This is a genomic window from Streptomyces sp. ADMS (assembly GCF_033441795.1).
In the GTDB taxonomy this organism is placed as follows: Bacteria; Actinomycetota; Actinomycetes; order Streptomycetales; family Streptomycetaceae; genus Streptomyces.
The window spans coordinates 15,714-33,234 of the sequence record NZ_JAVFVX010000087.1; the positions used below are offsets into that span (position 1 = coordinate 15,714).

The window sequence follows — 17,521 nt, forward strand, 5'->3', positions numbered from 1 at the left end:
CCGACGGCGCAGACGGAGCCACCGGACCCACCGGCCCCGCTGGCGCTGACGGTGCCACCGGCCCGACCGGCCCCGCAGGTGCCGACGGCGCTGACGGTGCCACCGGACCCACCGGTCCTGCGGGTGTCGACGGTGCCGTGGGTGCCACCGGACCCACGGGCGCTACCGGTCCCACTGGCCCCGCCGGACCGCTGGATGCGCAGATTCTCTCGCAGGACTACAACGTCCTGTTGGGCGTCAACGCGTCCTACGACTCCCCGTCATGTCCGGCCGGCACCACTGCCATCTCTGGAGGGCTGTCTGCCACTGGCCTCGCCACCGTCCTCGGGCAGACCTACCCGAACGGGGACCACTGGACCGTGACCGCGACGGCGGGTGTCGCCACCACCATTACGGTCTACGTGGTCTGCAGCTGACCCCACACCTCACGACCGCCCTTTGCACATATGAGTCCCCGCCGGGCTTCCGGCGGGGACTTATGCGCGCTGAGACTCCGCCTTGGCTCGGTGCGGCGGAAGAGCTGCCTTCGGCGTTCCGTCCAAGGCAAGAAGAGCGCGCCGAGGGGGTCGGTGAGGCGCCGCCCTAGGGGCACACCGCAGCGCGCTACGCTCCCTGCCGAGCCGGCCCACGGCCATGGCCACGGCCACGGCCACCGGGACTGGTCCCCCATTGGTCCCCAAACGATCGTGGAGGACATGCTCGACGAGGGTGTCCGTGTACTCGTACGAGATCGGCCCGGTGTGCTGGAGCCAGCGCTGCGCGAGCGGGGAGACGAAGAACTCGAGGGCGATACGGGGATCGACGCCGCCCGCGCCGCCCCCGCGTCCCCAAGCGTCCCCCTCCACATCCGTCATCCGTCCCGGCTCGCGGGACCATTGACCCCGGGCTCATGTACGACCACGGCGGCAGCGCCCCCTGCGGGTGACGCCGCCGATATTCGCTTGCGTGCCCTCCGCACCCGGGCCAACGTCGCCTGACACCTGACGAAGGCAGGAACAGAGAAGATGACCACGCAGACCCACCCAGTCGACCACGAACTCATCCAGGCCGCGGCACACATCGCCCGCACCCGCTGCCGGGGCGACAACCACACCATGGCAGCCGCGGCCCGTACTCAGGACGGCCGGATCGTCACGGCGGTGAACGCCTACCACTTCACCGGAGGCCCCTGCGCCGAACTGGTCCTCATCGGCACGGCAGCCGCCCAGGGCGCCTACGACCTGGACACGATCGTCGCCGTGGGCGACCGCGACCGGGGAGTCGTTCCGCCATGCGGCCGATGCCGCCAGGTCCTCCTCGACTATTTCCCCACCCTCAGGGTCATCGTCGGCGAAGGTGAGCGCGTCCGAACCGTCCTCATCACCGACTTGCTGCCCGAAAGCTACGTATGGGCCGACCATCAACTCGACGCCGAGCAAGCCGAGTGAGCCGCTGCCTGCAACGGGCCCGCGAACAGATCCCAGCGCCCGGACAGCTACCACCTGGACTACTTGAGCACCAAGGTGCACTTCGGCGGGCACGTCGTGGCTACGACGAACAGGACGCCTACCTGGTGGACACCGACCCGCAGGGCGGAGCCGTCTCCACCAGCCTGGCCGGCCTTGCCAGGGCCGTGCGCGGCCCCATGACCGCCAGGCACCGCTCCTTCACCATCACAGCGCCCAGCAGCCCGACGCCACCGCAGGACCGGATCATCCCCGCGATCAAGACCTGCGCCGACGCCTTCCTGAACCCGCCCATCGCGAACCTGGGCCACCGGGGCATCGAGAAGACCGCCGGGCAAGTGCCGAAGTGGTTGCAGCGCAGCGCCAATCCGCGGGAAGACCTGCTGCGGACCGCCGCCCTCTGGACACAGGTGGCCGCACTCCTCGCGACGGCAGGCGAATCCGGCGACGCGAGGAACCTCACGCAGGCCGGCTCCATCCTCCACGAGCTCTCGCGCATCGAACGCGAGGCGATGCGAACACTCACCCTGTTCCAGGGCTGAACTGGTTCCCGCTCTCCTCCACCGGCGGCCAGGCGTCCCCCCAGTCCGCATCGCGGGCGGCCCGGTAGAGGAGCCCGTGCCGCTTCGTGACCGTGGCCCGACGCAGCGAGGGTTCTGTCTCGCACAGGTCCAGGAGCACCTGGCCCTTGCGGATCTGCGGCTTGCGTACGACGCGGGCGGTGGCCGGGGTCACCGGGAAGCGGGTCGCGGCGACGTAGCTGAACTTCTCGTCCTCGTACGGCAGCGAGCCTCCCTTCACCTGGCGGTGGAGGGAGGAGCGGCTGACGCGGGCGGAGAAGTGGCACCAGTCCTCGCCGGGGACGATCGGGCAGGCCGCGCCGTGCGGGCAGGGGGCGGCGATGTGGAACCCCGTGCGGATCAGCTGGTCGCGGGCCTCGACGACTCGGAGGTAGCCGTCGGGGGTGCCGGGCTCGATGACGACGACGGCCTGGGCTGCGCCTGCCGCTGTGTCGACCACAGAGGTTCGGTCGGCCTCGGTCAGCTCCCCGAGCACGTAGGAGATCGTGACGAGATCAGCGCTCTCGATTCTGAGCGCCGCTCCGATACGAGAGCGCTGCCACTCGGCACCCTTCAACTCCGGGTTGGCGGCGGCGATCTCCCGCCCGAGGGCGAGGGCGGGCTCGGCCCAGTCCAGCACGGTGACCGGTCGGACGCCCTCCCAGACCGCGTTGACGGCCCAGGTCGCGGCCCCCGTCCCGCCCCCGACGTCGACATGACTGCCGGGCGCCCAGTCGGGCGCCGCCTCGGCGAAGGCCTCCAGCGCCGAGCACACCGCCTCGAAGGTGGCCGGCATCCGGTAGGCGGCGTACGCGGCCACGTCGGAACCGTCCCGCAGTACGGGCGCGTCGGTCGGCGTCCGCCCCCGATAGTTGGCGATCAGCCGCTCGACCGCCTGTGCGGCCACCTTCGGCGGCAGCCCGTCGAGCAGACCGGCGAGAGCGACGCGCAGGGCGTCGGCTGGGGAAACGGGGGTGTTCACAAGGTGATTCTAGAGGTGGGGGCGAAGGCGGCGATTCCCTCGTAAATCGCTGTGAGCCCCGCAAATGCTGGGCATGGTGGGCCTGATCTGGTGGAACGTCGCTCCCCGGTACCTTCGTGCCGCAGATCGCGGGCTCGCGCGGCACGGCGCGGACAGGAGGAAATGCGGGCCACGGAGTTGATGAATCAAAGCACGTGGAGAACGCGCCGGGCCCGGCAGCTTGCGGGTGAGACGGTGGACGAAATCGATCGGGCGAGCCTGCCGCAACCGGCGGCTCGGCCGAGAATACGCCCGACGAGGCGCTCCTCGCATTAGGGGTTTCCCTCAGGTAGGGCCGTGACCTGCGGAAATATCTACCGCCGGGGATCTGGTCGGCGCACCCTCACCTCCCCCGCACCCCCCGAGCCACCCGGTCCCCCACCCGGACCCGGGGCCCGTTGCCGACGCGCCCCCAACTTCGTTTCGGGTGAACCGCGTTGGTGAGCAGTACCACGAAGGTGTCCGTGGCGCGGTCCAGGACCAGGGACGTTCCCGTGAACCCGGTGTGTCCCGCCGCTCCCCGTCCCGCCAACTCGCCCATGAACCACGGCTGGTCGATGGCGAAACCCAGGCCCGGCGGGGTCAGCAGCAGCTCCACGTAGTCCTGGCCCAGGATGCGTGCCGGGCCGTACGCGCCGCCCGCCAGCAGGCAGCGGCTGAGGACCGCCAGGTCGTGGGCCGTGGAGAACAGGCCCGCGTGGCCCGCCACCCCGCCCAGTGCCCACGCGTTCTCGTCGTGGACCTCGCCCCTCACCATTCCCCGTTCCGCCCTGGCCCACGGTCTGCGCTGGTCCTCGGTCGCCGCCGCGTCGGGGCAGGGGCCGAAGTCGGTGGACGTCATGCCGAGGGGGCGGGTGATGCCCTGGCGGATCAGGACGTCCAGTGTCCGGCCCGTGACGCGCTCCAGGACATACTGGAGGAGCAGCGTGTTCAGGTCCGAGTAGGTGTAGGCACCCGGAGGGGACGACGGTGGTTCCGACCGCAGCAGCGCTCTGCGGGCCTCGTCGTCCGGGCAGTCGTACAGCGGGAGTTCGGGGCGCAGGCCGGAGGTGTGGGTGAGCAACTGCCGTACGGTGATGTCGTGTTCGGCCGCCGCCGTGAAGTCCGGCAGGTACGCGGCCACCCGGGCGTCCATGCCCAGCGTGCCGCGCTCCACCTGCTGCACCGCCGCCACCGCAGTGAACAGCTTTGTCAGTGAGGCGAGGTCGAAGGGCGTTGACATCGTTGCCCGGACCCGCGCCTCCGGGGGGAGTTCCACGCCGGTGTCCGTGCGCTCGTCGTACGACGAGTACCGCATCGCCCAGCCCGCCGCCGCCTGCACCGCGATCACCGGACCGCGCCCGACGATCACGACCGCGGCCGGGGCCCAGGGGCGGTCGCCGGCCGTGAGGGCGCGTACCTCTCGTACGAGGTGACGCATCTCCTCGGGGTCCAGGCCGGCCCGTTCCGGGGTGTCGACGCGCAGTCTCGGTGCGGCGTTCAGCTCTCCGCTCCCTCCAGGGTCGTACGTCTGTTCCAGGGACGGCACATTCCCACGAAGCAGCCGACCGCCACCAGTGCTGCCGCCAGTTGGACGACCGCCATCGGGACGGCGGTGTCCTCGCCGGCGATGCCCACCAGCGGGGAGGCGACCGCACCGATCAGGAAGGAGGTGGTGCCCAGGAGGGCGGATGCGGCGCCTGCCGAGTGGCGCGTGCGCATCAGGGCGAGGGTCTGGGTGTTGGGCATCGCCAGGCCCATCGCAGACATCAGCACGAAGAGCGCCACCGCCACCGGGAGCAGGCCCGCCTCGCCGAAGACTCCCGCCGACATCAGCAGCAGCGCCGTCGCGGCCAGCGTGACGACAGCCAGGCCCACCGCCAGCACCTTGTCCATGGACACCCGGCCGACCAGCACCTTGCCGTTGATCTGGCCGACGATCACCAGCCCGACCGAGTTGACGCCGAACAGCAGGCTGAACGTCTGCGGGGAGGCGCCGTAGATCTCCTGGATCACGAAGGGGGACGCGGCGATGTACGCGAACAGTGCCGCGAAGGCGAAGCCGCCCGCCAGGACGTACCCGGTGAAGACCCGGTCCGCGAGGAGTGTGCGCATGGCGCGCAGTGCCTCGCCGACTCCGCCGCTGTGCCGGTCGGCCCGGTCGAGGGTCTCCGGGAGGCGGAACCAGACCAGCACGGCCAGCGCGATCCCGACCACCGTGAGGACCGCGAACACGCCCCGCCAGTCCGTCACGCGCAGGATCTGGCCGCCGATGAGCGGCGCGACGACCGGGGCGACCCCCGAGATCAGCATCAGGGTGGAGAAGAAGCGGGCCATGGCCACGCCGTCGTACAGGTCCCGTACGACCGCCCGGGCTATGACGATCCCGGCCGAGCCCGCCAGGCCCTGGAGCAGCCGGAAGGCGACCAGGAACTCCAGGCTCGGCGCGAGGCCACACAGGAGGGTGGCCACGACGTACACCGCCAGGCCCGCCAGCAGGGGGCGTCGGCGACCCCATCGGTCGCTCATGGGGCCGATCAGGAGCTGTCCGAGGGCCATGCCCGCCAGACAGGCGGTGAGGGTCAGCTGGACGCTCGCGGCGGACGCGTGCAGGGAGGTCGTGACCTCGGGGAGCGCCGGGAGGTACATGTCCATCGCCAGCGGGGGCGTCGCCGTCAGCCCGCCGAGGACGAAGGTGACGAGGAGGCCGGTGCGGCGGAGGGACCGTGGGGAGTGCGGGGGGCGCGGGGCGGGCACGGGTGCGGGTGCGGACACGGTTGCGGGTCCTGATACGGACACCGGTACGGGTATGTCTCCCTGGGGACACTTCTCGTCCCGCGCGGTTCGGCCACGCTCGGGCATGTGCCCCTCCCTTTTCGAGTAGTCCGCCACCTATGCTCTCAGCTCATAACAGGCTGTTCGTACAGCGTGTTCGAGGTCACAGCGGCCGCAGAGGGCAAGAGGCCGAACAGAACGCAACACAGGGACTAGGGGCTGGCATGTCGGCTGAACGCGTGCGGTGGGGAATTCTCGCTACGGGTGGGATCGCGGCGGCGTTCGCGGCGGATCTGGTGGATCTGCCGGACGCCGAGCTCGTCGCGGTCGCCTCGCGGACGGAGGCCTCCGCGAAGGCGTTCGCGGAACGGTTCGGCATCCCGCGGGCCTACGGCGACTGGGCGTCGCTGGCCGAGGACGCCGACGTGGACGTGGTGTACGTCGCCACTCCGCACTCGGCGCACCGGGCCGCCGCCGGCCTGTGTCTGGAGGCCGGGCGCAACGTCCTGTGCGAGAAGGCGTTCACGCTGAACGTCCGGGAGGCGGAGGAACTGGTCGCGCTGGCGAAGGAGCGCGGCGCCTTCCTGATGGAGGGCATGTGGACGTACTGCAACCCGGTCGTACGGCGGCTGAAGGCGCTGGTCGACGACGGGGCGATCGGGGACGTTCGGACCGTGCAGGCCGACTTCGGCCTGGAGGGCCCCTTCCCGCCCTCGCACCGGCTGCGTGACCCGGCGCAGGGCGGCGGGGCGCTGCTCGACCTGGGCGTCTACCCGGTGTCGTTCGCTCATCTGCTGCTCGGGGAGCCCGACGGCATCTCGGCGAGAGCGGTGCTCTCCGAGGAGAACGTCGATCTCCAGACGGGAGCACTGCTCTCGTGGGAGAGCGGCGCTCTCGCGTCGGTGCACTGCTCCATCGTGGGCGGTACGGCCAACGGCGCGTCGGTCACCGGTTCCAGGGGCCGGATCGACGTACCCGACGGGTTCTTCTTCGCGGACCGGTTCGTGCTGCACCGCGACGGCCGTGACCCCGAGGAGTTCGTCGCCGCCCCCGACCACGGCGCCCGCAACAGCTTCCGGCACGAGGCCACCGAGGTGATGCGCGCCCTGCGGGCCGGCGAGACCGAGTCCCCGCTCGTCCCGCTCGACGGCACCCTCGCCGTGATGCGGACGCTGGACACCATCCGGGAGCAGATCGGCGTCCGCTATCCCGGCGAGGTCCGCTGATGAGCGACGAGCAGCCGACGTCCGCCGTAAAGGGAAAGATCGCGATCGTCACCGGCGCCGGTTTCGGCATCGGGCGCGCGGTCGCCCTCGAACTGCTCGGCGCCGGCTGGTCGGTGGCGCTCGCGGGACGCCGTACCGAGCGCCTGGAGGAGGCTGCGGCGCTCGCGCCCGAGGCCACACGCAAGGGCGCCTCTCTCGTCGTACGGGCCGATGTGGCCCAGCCCAGCGACGTGGCCGCCCTGTTCGCGGCCGTGCTTGAGCGGTTCGGGCGGCTCGATCTGCTGTTCAACAACGCGGGCACGTTCGGGCCGGGCGGGGTGGCCGTCGAGGATCTGGCGTACGAGGCGTGGCGGCACGTCGTGGACACCAACCTCAACGGGGCGTTCCTGTGCGCGCAGGCGGCGTACCGGCAGATGAAGGAGCAGGATCCGCAGGGCGGCCGGATCGTCAACAACGGGTCGATCTCCGCGCACACGCCCCGGCCGCACTCGGCGCCGTACACCGCGACCAAGCACGCGCTGACGGGCCTGACAAAGGCGATGTCGCTGGACGGGCGGCCGTACCGGATCGCGGTCTCGCAGATCGACATCGGGAACGCGGCGACGGACATGACCGCGCGCATGCGAACGGGCGCTCTTCAGGCGAACGGGGAGGTGACGCCGGAGCCCGTCATGGACGTGGCGGACGTGGCGCGCACCGTGCGGCACATGGCGGAGCTGCCGTTGGAGGCGAATGTGCAGTTCGCGACGGTTCTGGCCACTGCGATGCCCTATGTGGGGCGCGGCTGAGGAAGCCTCGCGCACTCATTCGAAGACTCAACCTGCACAACCGGAATTGATTGCTCCGTAGCGTTCGGGCCGGTCGCAGGCATATGCTCAACTCGCCTTCTCCACCAGAGCTTCACACTTGATGCTCCGGGGTTCCGGTAGTTCACAACGGACCGCACCGAGGGGGGAGTCGACAGCCGCTCCATGGCGCATCCGGGTGGGGGTGGACCTCGCGCGGGACCGCGGGGTACGCACCGGGTCATGGGGCGGCTGTCGTGTGCGCCGGCACAGGGCTCGTGGTCGTTCACAGGGTCCGTAACCGTTTCGGTCCCGTTTTCTCAGTCCCCGCACATCCTCTACCCAGCCCCGCTCAAAGGTTCCTCCCTAGCTTGTGGCAGCGCCCACATGGGGCGCCAAGAACCTTTGAGGAACGGGATGTTTGGCATCTATCTCAAGCGTGAGCTGAGCCGGCGCAAGAAGGCGGCTCTGGTCATCGCCATGGGTCTGGCGCTCGGTATCGCGCTGGTCATCACCGTCAACTCGGTGTCGGCCGGCATGCAACAGGCACAGGACAAGGTCCTGCAGTCCCTCTACGGTCTCGGCACCGACATGACCGTCACCAAGGCCAGGTCGGCGCCGACCGGCAACAGCCAGTCGGACCGGCCGAACTTCGAGTTCGACGCCAGCGCGAACGACTCTGACGAGACGCAGAGCAGCGACCGCGTGATGACCCAGGGCGGGCAGACCCTGAAGTCGGCGCTGGTCACCGAGGTCGCCGGCCAGAAGGGCGTGTCGGCGGCGGTGGGCGCGCTGAGTCTCAGCGTCACGAAGGTCGACGGCTCCTTCACCCAGGGCGAGGCGCAGACCGACAGTTCGTCGTCCTCGGCCTCCTCCGGTCAGCAGGGCGCTCCCGGCGGCGGTCAGGGCGGCGGATCCGGCAGCACCGCCCCGCCGCAGGTGCGGGGTGGTGGCGCCTCGTTCGACGTCAACTCCTACTCCGTCACGGGCATCGACGTGACGAACCAGGAACTCGGCCCGCTCGCCACCACGACGATCACCAGCGGCAAGACGTTCACGGCGGCGCAGACCAACGCGAAGGTCACGGTGCTCAGCAAGTCGTACGCCAAGGAGAACGAGTACACGGTCGGCGAGACCGTCACGATCTCCGGTACGAAGTACAAGGTCATCGGCATCGCGACGCCCGAGAGCAGCGAGTCCACGACCGACGTCTACCTGCCGCTCAAGCAGGCGCAGACCCTCGGCGACTCCGCGAACCTGGTCACCACGATCTACGTCCAGGCGGCCGACTCGAAGCAGATCAACACCGTCAAGTCGACGATCCAGAAGAACATCTCGGGTACGACCGTCACGACCTCCGCCGATCTCGCGGAGACCGTCTCCGGCTCCCTCTCCACGGCCTCGAACCTGGCGACCAGCGTCGGCAAGTGGCTGTCCGTCGCGGTGCTCGCGGCGGCGTTCCTGGTGGCCGCGCTGCTCACCTCGTCGGCCGTGTCCCGCCGGGTGCGGGAGTTCGGCACGCTGAAGGCACTGGGCTGGCCCTCGCGCAGGGTGACCCGGCAGGTCGTCGGCGAGTCCATCGTGAACGGTCTGCTCGGCGGCGCGCTCGGCATCGGCCTCGGCCTCGCGGCGGCGTACGCGGTGACCGCGGTCAGCCCGAAGCTGACCGCGGAACTCGGCAACACCGGCGGTGGCGGCATGGGCGGCGGCCCCGGCGGTGGCGGCGGCCCGGGTCAGCAGTCGGCGGCCAACACGATGGAGATCGCGCTGTCGGCGCCCGTCTCCCTCACCACCATCGCGCTCGCGGCGGGCCTCGCCATCACCGGCGGTCTGATCGCCGGGGCGATGGGCGGCTGGCGGGCCTCACGGATGCGTCCGGCGGACGCGCTGCGCAGCGTGTCGTAGCCCCTCCCCGCAGCCTCCCCCCCAGCTCCCGATTTCCCCCCTCCCCCTGCCCCAATTCCCGTACGTCACGGAGTCGTTCATGTACAAGCTCACCGGTGTCAGCAAGAGATACACGCGGGGCAAGGAGACGGTGGAGGCGCTGCGCGGCATCGACCTCGTCATCGAGGACGGCGACCAGCTCGTCATCCAGGGCCCAACCGGCGGCGGCAAGTCCACCCTCCTGCAGATGATCGGCGGCCTGGACCGGCCGACCGAGGGCAGCGTCGAACTGGACGGTGTCGATCTCGGCGCCATCAGCGAGGCCAAGCTGACCCGGCTGCGCGCCGAGAAGATCGGCATCATCTTCCAGGCGTTCAACCTCATCCCGACGCTGACCGCGCAGGAGAACGTCGAGACGGCCCTCGTACCGCTCGGTGTGAAGCCCGCCGAGCGGCGCGAGAGGGCGGCCGAGGCTCTGAGCTCGGTCGGTCTCGGCGACCGCCTGTCCCACGCGCCGACCGAGCTGTCCGGCGGTCAGCAGCAGCGGGTCGCCATCGCCCGCGCCCTGGTGAAGAAGCCGAAGGTGCTGCTCGCGGACGAGCCCACCGGCAACCTCGACGAGGGCACACGCGACGACATCATGGCACTGCTCGAAGGGCTGTGGCGCGAGTACGGGCTGACGTTCGTCATGGTCACCCATGACTCGTCGATCGCCCGCAGGGCCCCCCGGGTCGCGACGATCAAGGCAGGTCAGCTCACGGTCACCGAGCAGGATCAGTACGTCGGTTGAGCGCCTGCGGTTTCTGACCGCGGGTCCGTTGCGGCTGGTCGCGCCCACGCGGTGGAGCCGCATGCCGAGACAGCCCCGCGCCCCCTCGGGGCGCAGCCGCTCACCGCCCGAGCAGCTGGTCGATCTCGGCCAGCTGCTCTGCGGTGAGCGGCCCTTTCGCGATCGCACCGGCGTTCTCCTCGGCCTGCGCGACGGACCGGAAACCAGGGATCGGGACGGTACGGGGGCTGCGCGCCCACAGCCAGCCGAGGGCGCCCTGGGCGAGCGTACGGCCGCCGCTGGTGAGGACGGAGCGGAGCCCGTCGACGCGGGCCAGCCAGTCCGGGTCGGCGCCCGCACCGGCCGTGAAGCCCGGCAGCCAGGCGGGCGGCGCGTTGCGGATGTCCCCCGCTTCGAGTGCCTGCCCGGCGGCCCGTTTCCCCGCCAGCAGCCCCATGGCGAGCGGACTGCGGTTGATGCTGGCGAGGCCCGACTCCTCGCAGAGCGCCAGCATTTCGGGCGCGTCCTGCATGACGTTCAGACAGTGCTGTACGGCGGCGCAGTGCGGCCCCTGGGCGAAGAGGGCGGCGCGGGCGGGGTCGTCGGTGCTCCAGGCGTAGGCGCGGATGAGCCCTTCGGCCACCAACTCCTCACAGACGTCCCGGAGTTGCGTGGCGGCCTCCAAGTCGCCCTCGGACAGGTGCAGTTGGTACAGGTCCACATAGTCGGTGCCGAGGCGGGCAAGGGAGGCGGTGAGGGCACGCCGGACGTACTCGGGGCTGTCGTCCTGGCCGTCCGCGACGCGTGTCCGCTCGTCGAAGAGGTTGCCCCACTTCGTGGCGATCACGACCTCCGTACGGTGCTTGCCGAGGGCCCGGCCGAGGACGCGCTCGCTGTGTCCGGTGCCGTACACGTCGGCGGTGTCGAAGAAGGTCACGCCGAGGTCGAGGGCGCGCCGGACGGCCCGTTCGGACTCGTCGTCGTCGACCCTGCCCCAGCCGAGGGGCTGTCCGCCGGGCGCGCCCCACTCGCCGCCGATGGCCCAGCAGCCGAAGCCGAGGGGGCTGACCTCGATGCCGCTGCGGCCCAGGCCCCGGTTCGCGAGGGTCTGTGTCGTGCGTGTGCTGTCCGTGGTCTCCATGGGTCAGGACAGTAGGAGTTGGAGCCCACTTCAACGCAAGGGGACGTACCGACGGCTCGACTCGTACGGAGGTCAGGCCTCACCCGTCTCGAAGCGCAGGATGCGGCCGTCGTCGACGGTGAAGGTCCACTTCGTGCGCATCTCGCCCCAGGTGTCGTTGCTGTAGTCGGCGACGAGGACGCGGCCTCCCCGCAACTCCTTGGCGACCTGCATGTGCCCGTGGGAGGAGAAGATCTCGCGCTCGGTCCAGTCGGCGAGGTCACGGTCCGAGCCGTCGTCGGACATGGTCGCGCCGGGTGCGAGAACGGCCTCGAACGCCTCACGGTCGTGCGCGTTCACGGCGTCGACGAAGGCCCGGACAGCCGGGTCGCTGAGCTTGGCGGTCTGAATCGTCATGCCGGTCAGACTTGCACCGCCTCCGGGCACCCGCCACCCGAACGGCGGCCCGGACGCTCCCGGCGGGTGCGGCCCGGACGATCGGTGGGACGGTGGAGGCATGACCTGTAACAACCGATACGACCGGCGTGATCTGGGGCTCCTGCTGCTCCGCCTGGGAACGGGCGGGGTGCTGGCGGCGCACGGCGCGCAGAAGCTGTTCGGGTGGTTCGGCGGGCACGGCATCGAAGGCACCGGCGCCTTCATGGAGTCCGTCGGCTTCGAGCCCGGAAAGGCCAGCGCCACGGCGTCGGGCCTCGCGGAGTCGGGCGGCGGTGCGCTGCTCGCGCTGGGCCTGGCGACTCCGGCGGCCGGCGCGGCGGCGGCCGGCGCGATGGTGGGCGCCACCGCCGTGCACGCGCCCAACGGTTTCTTCAACGCGGGCGGCGGCTACGAGTACGCCGCCACCCTGGGCCTCGCCGCTGCGGGCCTCGCGGTGACGGGGCCGGGCCGGCTCTCCCTCGACCACGCGCTGGGCCACGTACTCGACCGCGGCTGGATGGTCCCGGCGGCGCTCGCCGGGACGGCGGCGGTCACGGCGCTGGTCGTGGGGGCGCGCAACCGGCGGGTGCGGGAGCGTCAACAGGGCACGCAGGAACCGCTGTTCGACGAGTAGACGAACAGCGGATCGATCCGGGGTCGCCGGGTCGCATAGGAGGCTTCTCCCATGGCCGATGACGACGTCTGGGCAGCGATCGACGACCTCTGGACCTGGCTCGACGCCAACCAGGCGCATCCCGCCCGCGAAAGCCTCCTTTTGCGCATGCTGAAGCTGACCGAGGAGGTCGGCGAGGTCGCCCAGGCGGTGATCGGCGCGACCGGCCAGAACCCGCGCAAGGGCACCAGTCACACGTGGGACGACGTCCAGTCCGAGCTGTGCGACGTCGTGGTCACGGCGATGGTGGCCCTGCGCACCCTGACCCCGGACGCGCGCGAGGTCTTCACGGCCCGTCTGGAGCGGGTCAGGGGACGTTCCCTGGGACCTTCGACCCCCTGAGCGGCGCCCGCACCGCACTACCGACAGGTACGGGCCGCGCAGGGGATCGCCGGCCGTCGGATCGCCGGCGCTGCGCCGCTCGACCAACCGGGCGACCTGGGCGCGCAGTCGGGAGAGGCGGGCGAGGAGCCGGGGGGCCGCTGTGAGAGTGGAGGGGCCGGCCGTCACGGGAGTCACGGAGGTCCGAGCAGCCCTTTGAGGACCTCGTCCATCTCGGGATCACTTCGCGCTCCCCGCGCCCTGCCTGCCGTACGCCCACGTGCCGTTGGCCATGGTCTCCGCCATCGTGCCGTGCCGGGCGTGCGTCCGCGCAGGAACGCAAGGGACGGACTGCGGGCAGAAGTTGCCGCCCGCGCGCCACATTCGATTGCCCGTTCGGTCAGATGTAGCCTTCGCGGAGGGCATAGGCCACCGCATGCGCCCGGTTGCGCAGATGCAGCCGGGTGGTGAGCCCATGCATCACGTTCTTGACCGTGCGCTCGGAGTAGGACAGCTTGCCGGCGATCTCCCCCGTGTCGAGTCCCTCGGCGACGAGGCGCAGGACATCCACCTCACGCGGCGCGAGGCCCGAGGAGGGGGCACCGGGCTGGCCGGCCGCCGAGCGGTGCAGTGTGCCCACCTGGCTGATCAGCCGGCCGAGCAGGTCGGAGGGGAGGTCGCCCTCTCCCCGGGCGGCGGCGAGCACGGCCTGCGCCAGCTTGTGTCCGGTGGCCTCGTGGCGCCAGACGATGGCTCCGACGCCGCACTCGATGACGTCCAGGAGTTCACTCTCGCGCAGCGTGCCCACCACGAGAACGGCCTTGGCGCCCTCGCTTCGGACGAGTCTGCGCAGCCGCGACAGCGTGGCCTCGTCGAGGGTCTCGCTGACCAGCAGGGCAACGACGCCGGGCCCGCTGTCGGTCTCCTCGCGGAGGTCGACCACCGGGTGCTGCCGCAACTGGCTGACCGCGCCGGCGCGGGAGATCGGATCGGCCGCGTGCACCGCGACGGGTACGCGCCGCCCGGAGTCGGCCGGCCCCATGGTGGCCCTCGTGCCGGGCGCTGCCCCGGAGCCGGGGCCCGTGGTGCGGAGTGTGCTGCGCAAGAACTGCCCCCAGGGTCAGGTGCCACCACCGGCGAGCGGTCGGTGGCAGACGTGCACAGCCAACACTTCTGTGGCACATGGGGCGCGCACAATCGTGGACGACCACGAGACACACCACGAGATCGCCCACCAGTTCGACCACGAGACAGGCCAGAAACCCACCCACGACAGGAGGCGGGCATGCCGTCCGCACCGCTTTACGAGCGCCGGGAGGCCCTGGCACTGGTGGCCGACGAGGCCGCACGCGCCCGCGCGGGCACCGGCCGCCTGGTCCTGCTGCGCGGCGCCACCGGCACCGGCCGCACCGCACTCCTGGAGGCGGCCACCGAGAGCGCGCAGGCGCACGGCATGCGCGTCCTGCGCGTCCGCTGCTCACCCGAGGGCAGCACAACCGGCACACACCTCGCCGTCATAGAGCAACTACTCTCCCCCCTTGAGGAGTTGACGTCCCCGCCACCGAACTCCTCATCCCCTGCCCCCTACTCCTCCGCGGCCGGTACGCCGCCGGACCCTGACCTCCAACCGGCCGCCCGGCTCTGGCGGTTGCTGCGTGCGTACGCCGCCGAGGGTCCGGTGCTGGTCGCCGTGGACGACGTACACCTCGCGGACGAGAACTCACGGTGCTGGCTGATCGAGGCGGCGCGCAGAGTGGACCGATTACCGGTCCTGCTGCTGGTGACGGAGCGCAGCCAGTACGACGTGGACCCGCCGTCGGCAGGCCTGGTCCACACCCTCTCCCCCGCCCTCGTACGCACCCACACCCTCGCCCCGCTGAGCCTCGCCGCGGCGACGGACCTGGTGCGTTCGGCCGTCGGCGACGCGCCGGAGAAGTGGGTGCCGGACTACGTACGGGCGGGCGCGGGCAACCCACTGCTCCTGCGCGCACTGCTGGAGGACCTGAACGCGACCACCGCCGCACCGGCCGCGCTCCCGGAGACATGCGCGGCGCTGTACCCGGGGGCGTATCCGGCAGCGGTGTCCTGGTGGCTGGACTGTGCCGGGGCCGCGACAGCCGGCGCGGCGCGCGTGCTCGCCGCGCTGGACGAGCTGCCGGAGGGTGCCGACGTCGAACTGTTCGTCGAGACCGCTGAGTCCGCCGGGGTCGATCCGGCCCGGGTACGGGGCTGGCTGACCGCCATGACCCGGCTGGGCCTGCTGCGCTTCGGCGAGGGCGGGCGACCCCGGTACACCCACCCGCTGCTGCGGGACGCGGTGCTCACCGGCTGGCCCGCCGCCGACCGGCAGGCGGCGCACCGGGCGGCGGCCGAGGCGATGCTGCGGCGCGGGGACCCGACCGCCGCGGTGGCCGGGCAGCTTCTGCGCTCGGGCACGGTGGACGAGGTGTGGGCGACGGACGCCCTGCTGGACGCGGCCACCGGTGCGGTCCGCGACGACCGTACCGACGACGCGGTGCTTCTGCTGCGCCGGGCGCTGACCGAGCCGCTGTCCGACGGCCGCCGGGCCGAGGTGCTGACCGAGCTGGGCTCACTGGAGTTCGCCGCCGTACGCTCCTCGGCGGGCATCCCCCGGCTGACCGAGGCGATGCGGCTGCCGGGCCTGCCGCAGTACCGCGTACAGGCGGCGGTCGCACTGGGCACGGCGCTGGCCAGACGCGGCGAGGCACGCGCGGCGGTGACGCTGCTCCGCAATCTGGACGGCCAGTTGACGGACCATCCGGACCTGCTCCGCACGGTCCAGACGACCTCGGCACTCCTGTCCGACCACGACCAGACGATCCGCGAGGAAATATACCGCTGGCTGCGCGAGACCGCCGGACACTCCCCCCAGGCACTCGGCCCCGCCGGCCGCGCTCTCCTCGTACGGTACGAGGCGACAGCGGGCCTGACCTCGGCGGACGCCGCCATGAAGCAGGTACGAGCCCTGCTGGCGGAACCGGCCGGCGCACTGGCGGAGCCGTTCCTGCTCGGTACGGCGGCGGCGGTGGCCCAGTGGGCCGACGAGCTGGACGAGGCCGAACGCCTCACGGACCGAGGCCTGACCGGCCAGCGCCCGACGATGCTCCACCCGATGCACGAGGCCCTCCTGAACGTACGCGCCGACATAGCCGGTGCTCGCGGCGACTACGGGCAGCTGCTGAGCGATCCGGAGGCTTGGCCGGCGGGTGGGGCGGGGGCCGGTGGGAGGTTGTCGGGGCCGGGGTTCGGGTCCGGATCGGTGTTCAGGTTCGGGTTGGAGCGGGCGACCGGGGACGGGGGGGAGCCCTGGAGCGACACAGGTAGCGGGGGCGGGGTTGGGGTTGGAGGTAGGGGTGGAGTTGGAGGTCGGGCTGGGACTGGGGGTCGGGCTGGGACTGGGCTGGGGGCTGGGGCTGGGCTTGGGGCTGGGGCTGGAGTTGGGACTGAGCCCGGCTCCGGTCCCCCCACTGCGACCGGTCCCGGTGCGGGAACCCCGGGCGGTCCCAGTAGCGGGACCGGGCCGACGAACGTGCAGGCGCACGTACTTCTGGCGCTCGTCGAGACCGACCGCCTCGACGAGGCCCGCCGGCTCGCCGACGCCTACGATCTGCGGGAGGCGCACGACTCCTGGGAGTTGAACCGTTTCCTGTACGCCCGAGGCGTGGTGCGTGCCGCCTGCGGTGATCCGGCCGGTGCCCTCGGGGACTTCCTGGAGTGCGGGCGCCGCCAGTCCGCACGCGACGTACTGAGCCCGGTGGTCACCCCCTGGCGGACCGCCGCCGCACAGTGCCTACTGGTTCTCGGCCACCCCCGGGAGGCGCTCGCGCTGGCCGAGGAGGAACTGCGGCTGGCCCGGGTGTGGAACACCCCGCGCCTGGTGGGCCGTTCACTGCGGGTACTCGGCACGGCGACCGGCGGACGCCACGGCCTCGACCTGGCCGACGAGGCCGTACGAGTCCTGCGCGACGCCCCCGTCGATACGGAACTGATCTCGGCGCTGATCGCACGGGGCCGGCAGCTCATCGCCGCCGGCGAACGCTCCCGCGCCCGCAAGTCGCTGCGCGAGGCGGCCGAACGCGCCGAACGCCTGGGCGCCGTACGCCTGCGGACCCTCGCCGACGAGGCCCTGCTCGCTGGCGGCGCCCGCCGCACCGCGACGGCGCTGACGGCGAGTGAGCGCCGGATCGCGGAACTCGCGGCGGACGGCCGTACGAACACGGAGATCGCCGAACTGCTGCACGTGGCCAGACGCACGGTGGAAACCCATCTGACCAGCGCCTACCGCAAGTTGGGCATCCGCCGCAGGGGCGAACTGACGGCGGCGCTGAGCCGAGCCCCGTAGAGCGGCACAAAGAAGAGAAGGGAAGAGCAAGGAGCGCGGAGCGGACGTCAGCGGCAGTTGTCGGAAGCCTCGTGAGCAACCCGTTGATCACCAGCGTCGCCGCCGTCACCGCGGTGGCGACGAGCGGCAGCGGGGTGCCCGGCGTTCAGTGAACGCCGGGCA

The 17,521-nt window shown here is 71.5% G+C and carries 15 protein-coding genes and 2 pseudogenes; 10 read left to right on the top strand and 7 right to left on the bottom strand.

The annotated features are described in order from the left end of the window. A partial coding sequence (locus RB628_RS29595; protein WP_318323599.1) for a hypothetical protein occupies positions 1 to 416 on the top strand: 416 nt, incomplete at its 5' end. A gap of 270 nt (positions 417 to 686) precedes the next feature. Here RB628_RS29595 and RB628_RS29600 read toward each other — a convergent pair. Then, positions 687 to 803, bottom strand: a pseudogene (locus RB628_RS29600) (TetR family transcriptional regulator); the annotation flags it as partial. A gap of 201 nt (positions 804 to 1,004) precedes the next feature. Between RB628_RS29600 and RB628_RS29605 the strand changes: the two are divergent. Together RB628_RS29605 and RB628_RS29610 are read left to right on the top strand one after the other, a co-directional pair. Continuing rightward, positions 1,005 to 1,427, top strand: coding sequence for a cytidine deaminase (locus tag RB628_RS29605; protein WP_318323600.1), 423 nt, complete (start codon positions 1,005 to 1,007; stop codon positions 1,425 to 1,427). 42 nt (positions 1,428 to 1,469) lie between these two features. Beyond that, a pseudogene (locus RB628_RS29610) lies at positions 1,470 to 1,987 on the top strand (DUF4872 domain-containing protein); the annotation flags it as partial. On the opposite strand, the gene RB628_RS29615 reads toward RB628_RS29610, so the two are convergent. From RB628_RS29615 to RB628_RS29625, 3 genes are all read right to left on the bottom strand, one after another. After that, positions 1,968 to 2,987 carry a small ribosomal subunit Rsm22 family protein gene (locus tag RB628_RS29615; RefSeq protein WP_318323601.1) on the bottom strand — a complete coding sequence of 340 codons (1,020 nt, stop codon included), beginning with the start codon at positions 2,985 to 2,987 and terminating at the stop codon, positions 1,968 to 1,970. The pseudogene RB628_RS29610 and the gene RB628_RS29615 sit on opposite strands and share 20 nt — an antisense overlap. Before the next feature lie 382 nt (positions 2,988 to 3,369). Beyond that, positions 3,370 to 4,554, bottom strand: a complete 1,185-nt coding sequence (locus tag RB628_RS29620) for a serine hydrolase domain-containing protein (RefSeq protein WP_412180744.1) — start codon at positions 4,552 to 4,554, stop codon at positions 3,370 to 3,372. Beyond that, on the bottom strand, positions 4,506 to 5,867 hold the full coding sequence (locus RB628_RS29625; RefSeq protein WP_318323602.1) for a multidrug effflux MFS transporter: 1,362 nt from the start codon (positions 5,865 to 5,867) through the stop codon (positions 4,506 to 4,508). The genes RB628_RS29620 and RB628_RS29625 overlap by 49 nt, the downstream gene beginning before the upstream one ends. Before the next feature lie 137 nt (positions 5,868 to 6,004). On the opposite strand from RB628_RS29625, the gene RB628_RS29630 reads away from it, so the two are divergent. The 4 genes from RB628_RS29630 to RB628_RS29645 all read left to right on the top strand — a co-directional run bounded on the left by RB628_RS29630 (position 6,005) and on the right by RB628_RS29645 (position 10,465). Continuing rightward, a complete protein-coding gene (locus RB628_RS29630; RefSeq protein WP_318323603.1) occupies positions 6,005 to 7,006 on the top strand; it encodes a Gfo/Idh/MocA family oxidoreductase in 1,002 nt (333 codons plus the stop codon). Further along, positions 7,006 to 7,794: an SDR family oxidoreductase gene (locus tag RB628_RS29635; RefSeq protein ID WP_318323604.1), complete on the top strand. Its 789-nt coding sequence runs from the start codon at positions 7,006 to 7,008 to the stop codon at positions 7,792 to 7,794. The genes RB628_RS29630 and RB628_RS29635 overlap by 1 nt, the downstream gene beginning before the upstream one ends. Positions 7,795 to 8,208: 414 nt before the next feature. After that, positions 8,209 to 9,696: an ABC transporter permease gene (locus RB628_RS29640; protein ID WP_318323605.1), complete on the top strand. Its 1,488-nt coding sequence runs from the start codon at positions 8,209 to 8,211 to the stop codon at positions 9,694 to 9,696. A 79-nt stretch (positions 9,697 to 9,775) separates the two neighbouring features. After that, positions 9,776 to 10,465: an ABC transporter ATP-binding protein gene (locus tag RB628_RS29645; RefSeq protein WP_318323606.1), complete on the top strand. Its 690-nt coding sequence runs from the start codon at positions 9,776 to 9,778 to the stop codon at positions 10,463 to 10,465. Between the two features lie 100 nt (positions 10,466 to 10,565). On the opposite strand, the gene RB628_RS29650 is transcribed toward RB628_RS29645, so the two are convergent. Together RB628_RS29650 and RB628_RS29655 are read right to left on the bottom strand one after the other, a co-directional pair. After that, a complete protein-coding gene (locus tag RB628_RS29650; protein ID WP_318323607.1) occupies positions 10,566 to 11,585 on the bottom strand; it encodes an aldo/keto reductase in 1,020 nt (339 codons plus the stop codon). A gap of 72 nt (positions 11,586 to 11,657) precedes the next feature. Then, positions 11,658 to 11,981, bottom strand: a complete 324-nt coding sequence (locus RB628_RS29655) for a nuclear transport factor 2 family protein (RefSeq protein ID WP_318323608.1) — start codon at positions 11,979 to 11,981, stop codon at positions 11,658 to 11,660. A 100-nt stretch (positions 11,982 to 12,081) separates the two neighbouring features. Between RB628_RS29655 and RB628_RS29660 the strand changes: the two genes are divergently transcribed. Together RB628_RS29660 and RB628_RS29665 are read left to right on the top strand one after the other, a co-directional pair. Beyond that, positions 12,082 to 12,636, top strand: a complete 555-nt coding sequence (locus tag RB628_RS29660; RefSeq protein ID WP_318323609.1) for a DoxX family membrane protein — start codon at positions 12,082 to 12,084, stop codon at positions 12,634 to 12,636. Positions 12,637 to 12,687: 51 nt separating this feature from the next. Next, positions 12,688 to 13,017 carry a MazG-like family protein gene (locus RB628_RS29665; protein ID WP_318323610.1) on the top strand — a complete coding sequence of 110 codons (330 nt, stop codon included), beginning with the start codon at positions 12,688 to 12,690 and terminating at the stop codon, positions 13,015 to 13,017. 379 nt (positions 13,018 to 13,396) lie between these two features. Here the strand turns inward: RB628_RS29665 and RB628_RS29670 are convergent, their stop codons facing one another. Then, positions 13,397 to 14,101, bottom strand: a complete 705-nt coding sequence (locus RB628_RS29670) for a helix-turn-helix transcriptional regulator (protein ID WP_412180745.1) — start codon at positions 14,099 to 14,101, stop codon at positions 13,397 to 13,399. Positions 14,102 to 14,281: 180 nt separating this feature from the next. Here RB628_RS29670 and RB628_RS29675 point away from each other — a divergent pair, with 180 nt between their 5' ends. Next, on the top strand, positions 14,282 to 17,359 hold the full coding sequence (locus tag RB628_RS29675; RefSeq protein WP_318323611.1) for an AAA family ATPase: 3,078 nt from the start codon (positions 14,282 to 14,284) through the stop codon (positions 17,357 to 17,359). The last annotated feature ends 162 nt before the right edge of the window (positions 17,360 to 17,521 follow it).

What these genes read in the sequence shown, in the direction of transcription:
- RB628_RS29605 (WP_318323600.1), top strand. Translation starts at nt 1,005, where the DNA reads ATGACCACGCAGACCCACCCAGTCGACCACGAACTCATCCAGGCCGCG.
- RB628_RS29625 (WP_318323602.1), bottom strand. Translation starts at nt 5,867, where the DNA reads ATGCCCGAGCGTGGCCGAACCGCGCGGGACGAGAAGTGTCCCCAGGGA.
- RB628_RS29630 (WP_318323603.1), top strand. Translation starts at nt 6,005, where the DNA reads ATGTCGGCTGAACGCGTGCGGTGGGGAATTCTCGCTACGGGTGGGATC.
- RB628_RS29635 (WP_318323604.1), top strand. Translation starts at nt 7,006, where the DNA reads ATGAGCGACGAGCAGCCGACGTCCGCCGTAAAGGGAAAGATCGCGATC.
- RB628_RS29640 (WP_318323605.1), top strand. Translation starts at nt 8,209, where the DNA reads ATGTTTGGCATCTATCTCAAGCGTGAGCTGAGCCGGCGCAAGAAGGCG.
- RB628_RS29645 (WP_318323606.1), top strand. Translation starts at nt 9,776, where the DNA reads ATGTACAAGCTCACCGGTGTCAGCAAGAGATACACGCGGGGCAAGGAG.
- RB628_RS29650 (WP_318323607.1), bottom strand. Translation starts at nt 11,585, where the DNA reads ATGGAGACCACGGACAGCACACGCACGACACAGACCCTCGCGAACCGG.
- RB628_RS29655 (WP_318323608.1), bottom strand. Translation starts at nt 11,981, where the DNA reads ATGACGATTCAGACCGCCAAGCTCAGCGACCCGGCTGTCCGGGCCTTC.
- RB628_RS29660 (WP_318323609.1), top strand. Translation starts at nt 12,082, where the DNA reads ATGACCTGTAACAACCGATACGACCGGCGTGATCTGGGGCTCCTGCTG.
- RB628_RS29665 (WP_318323610.1), top strand. Translation starts at nt 12,688, where the DNA reads ATGGCCGATGACGACGTCTGGGCAGCGATCGACGACCTCTGGACCTGG.
- RB628_RS29675 (WP_318323611.1), top strand. Translation starts at nt 14,282, where the DNA reads ATGCCGTCCGCACCGCTTTACGAGCGCCGGGAGGCCCTGGCACTGGTG.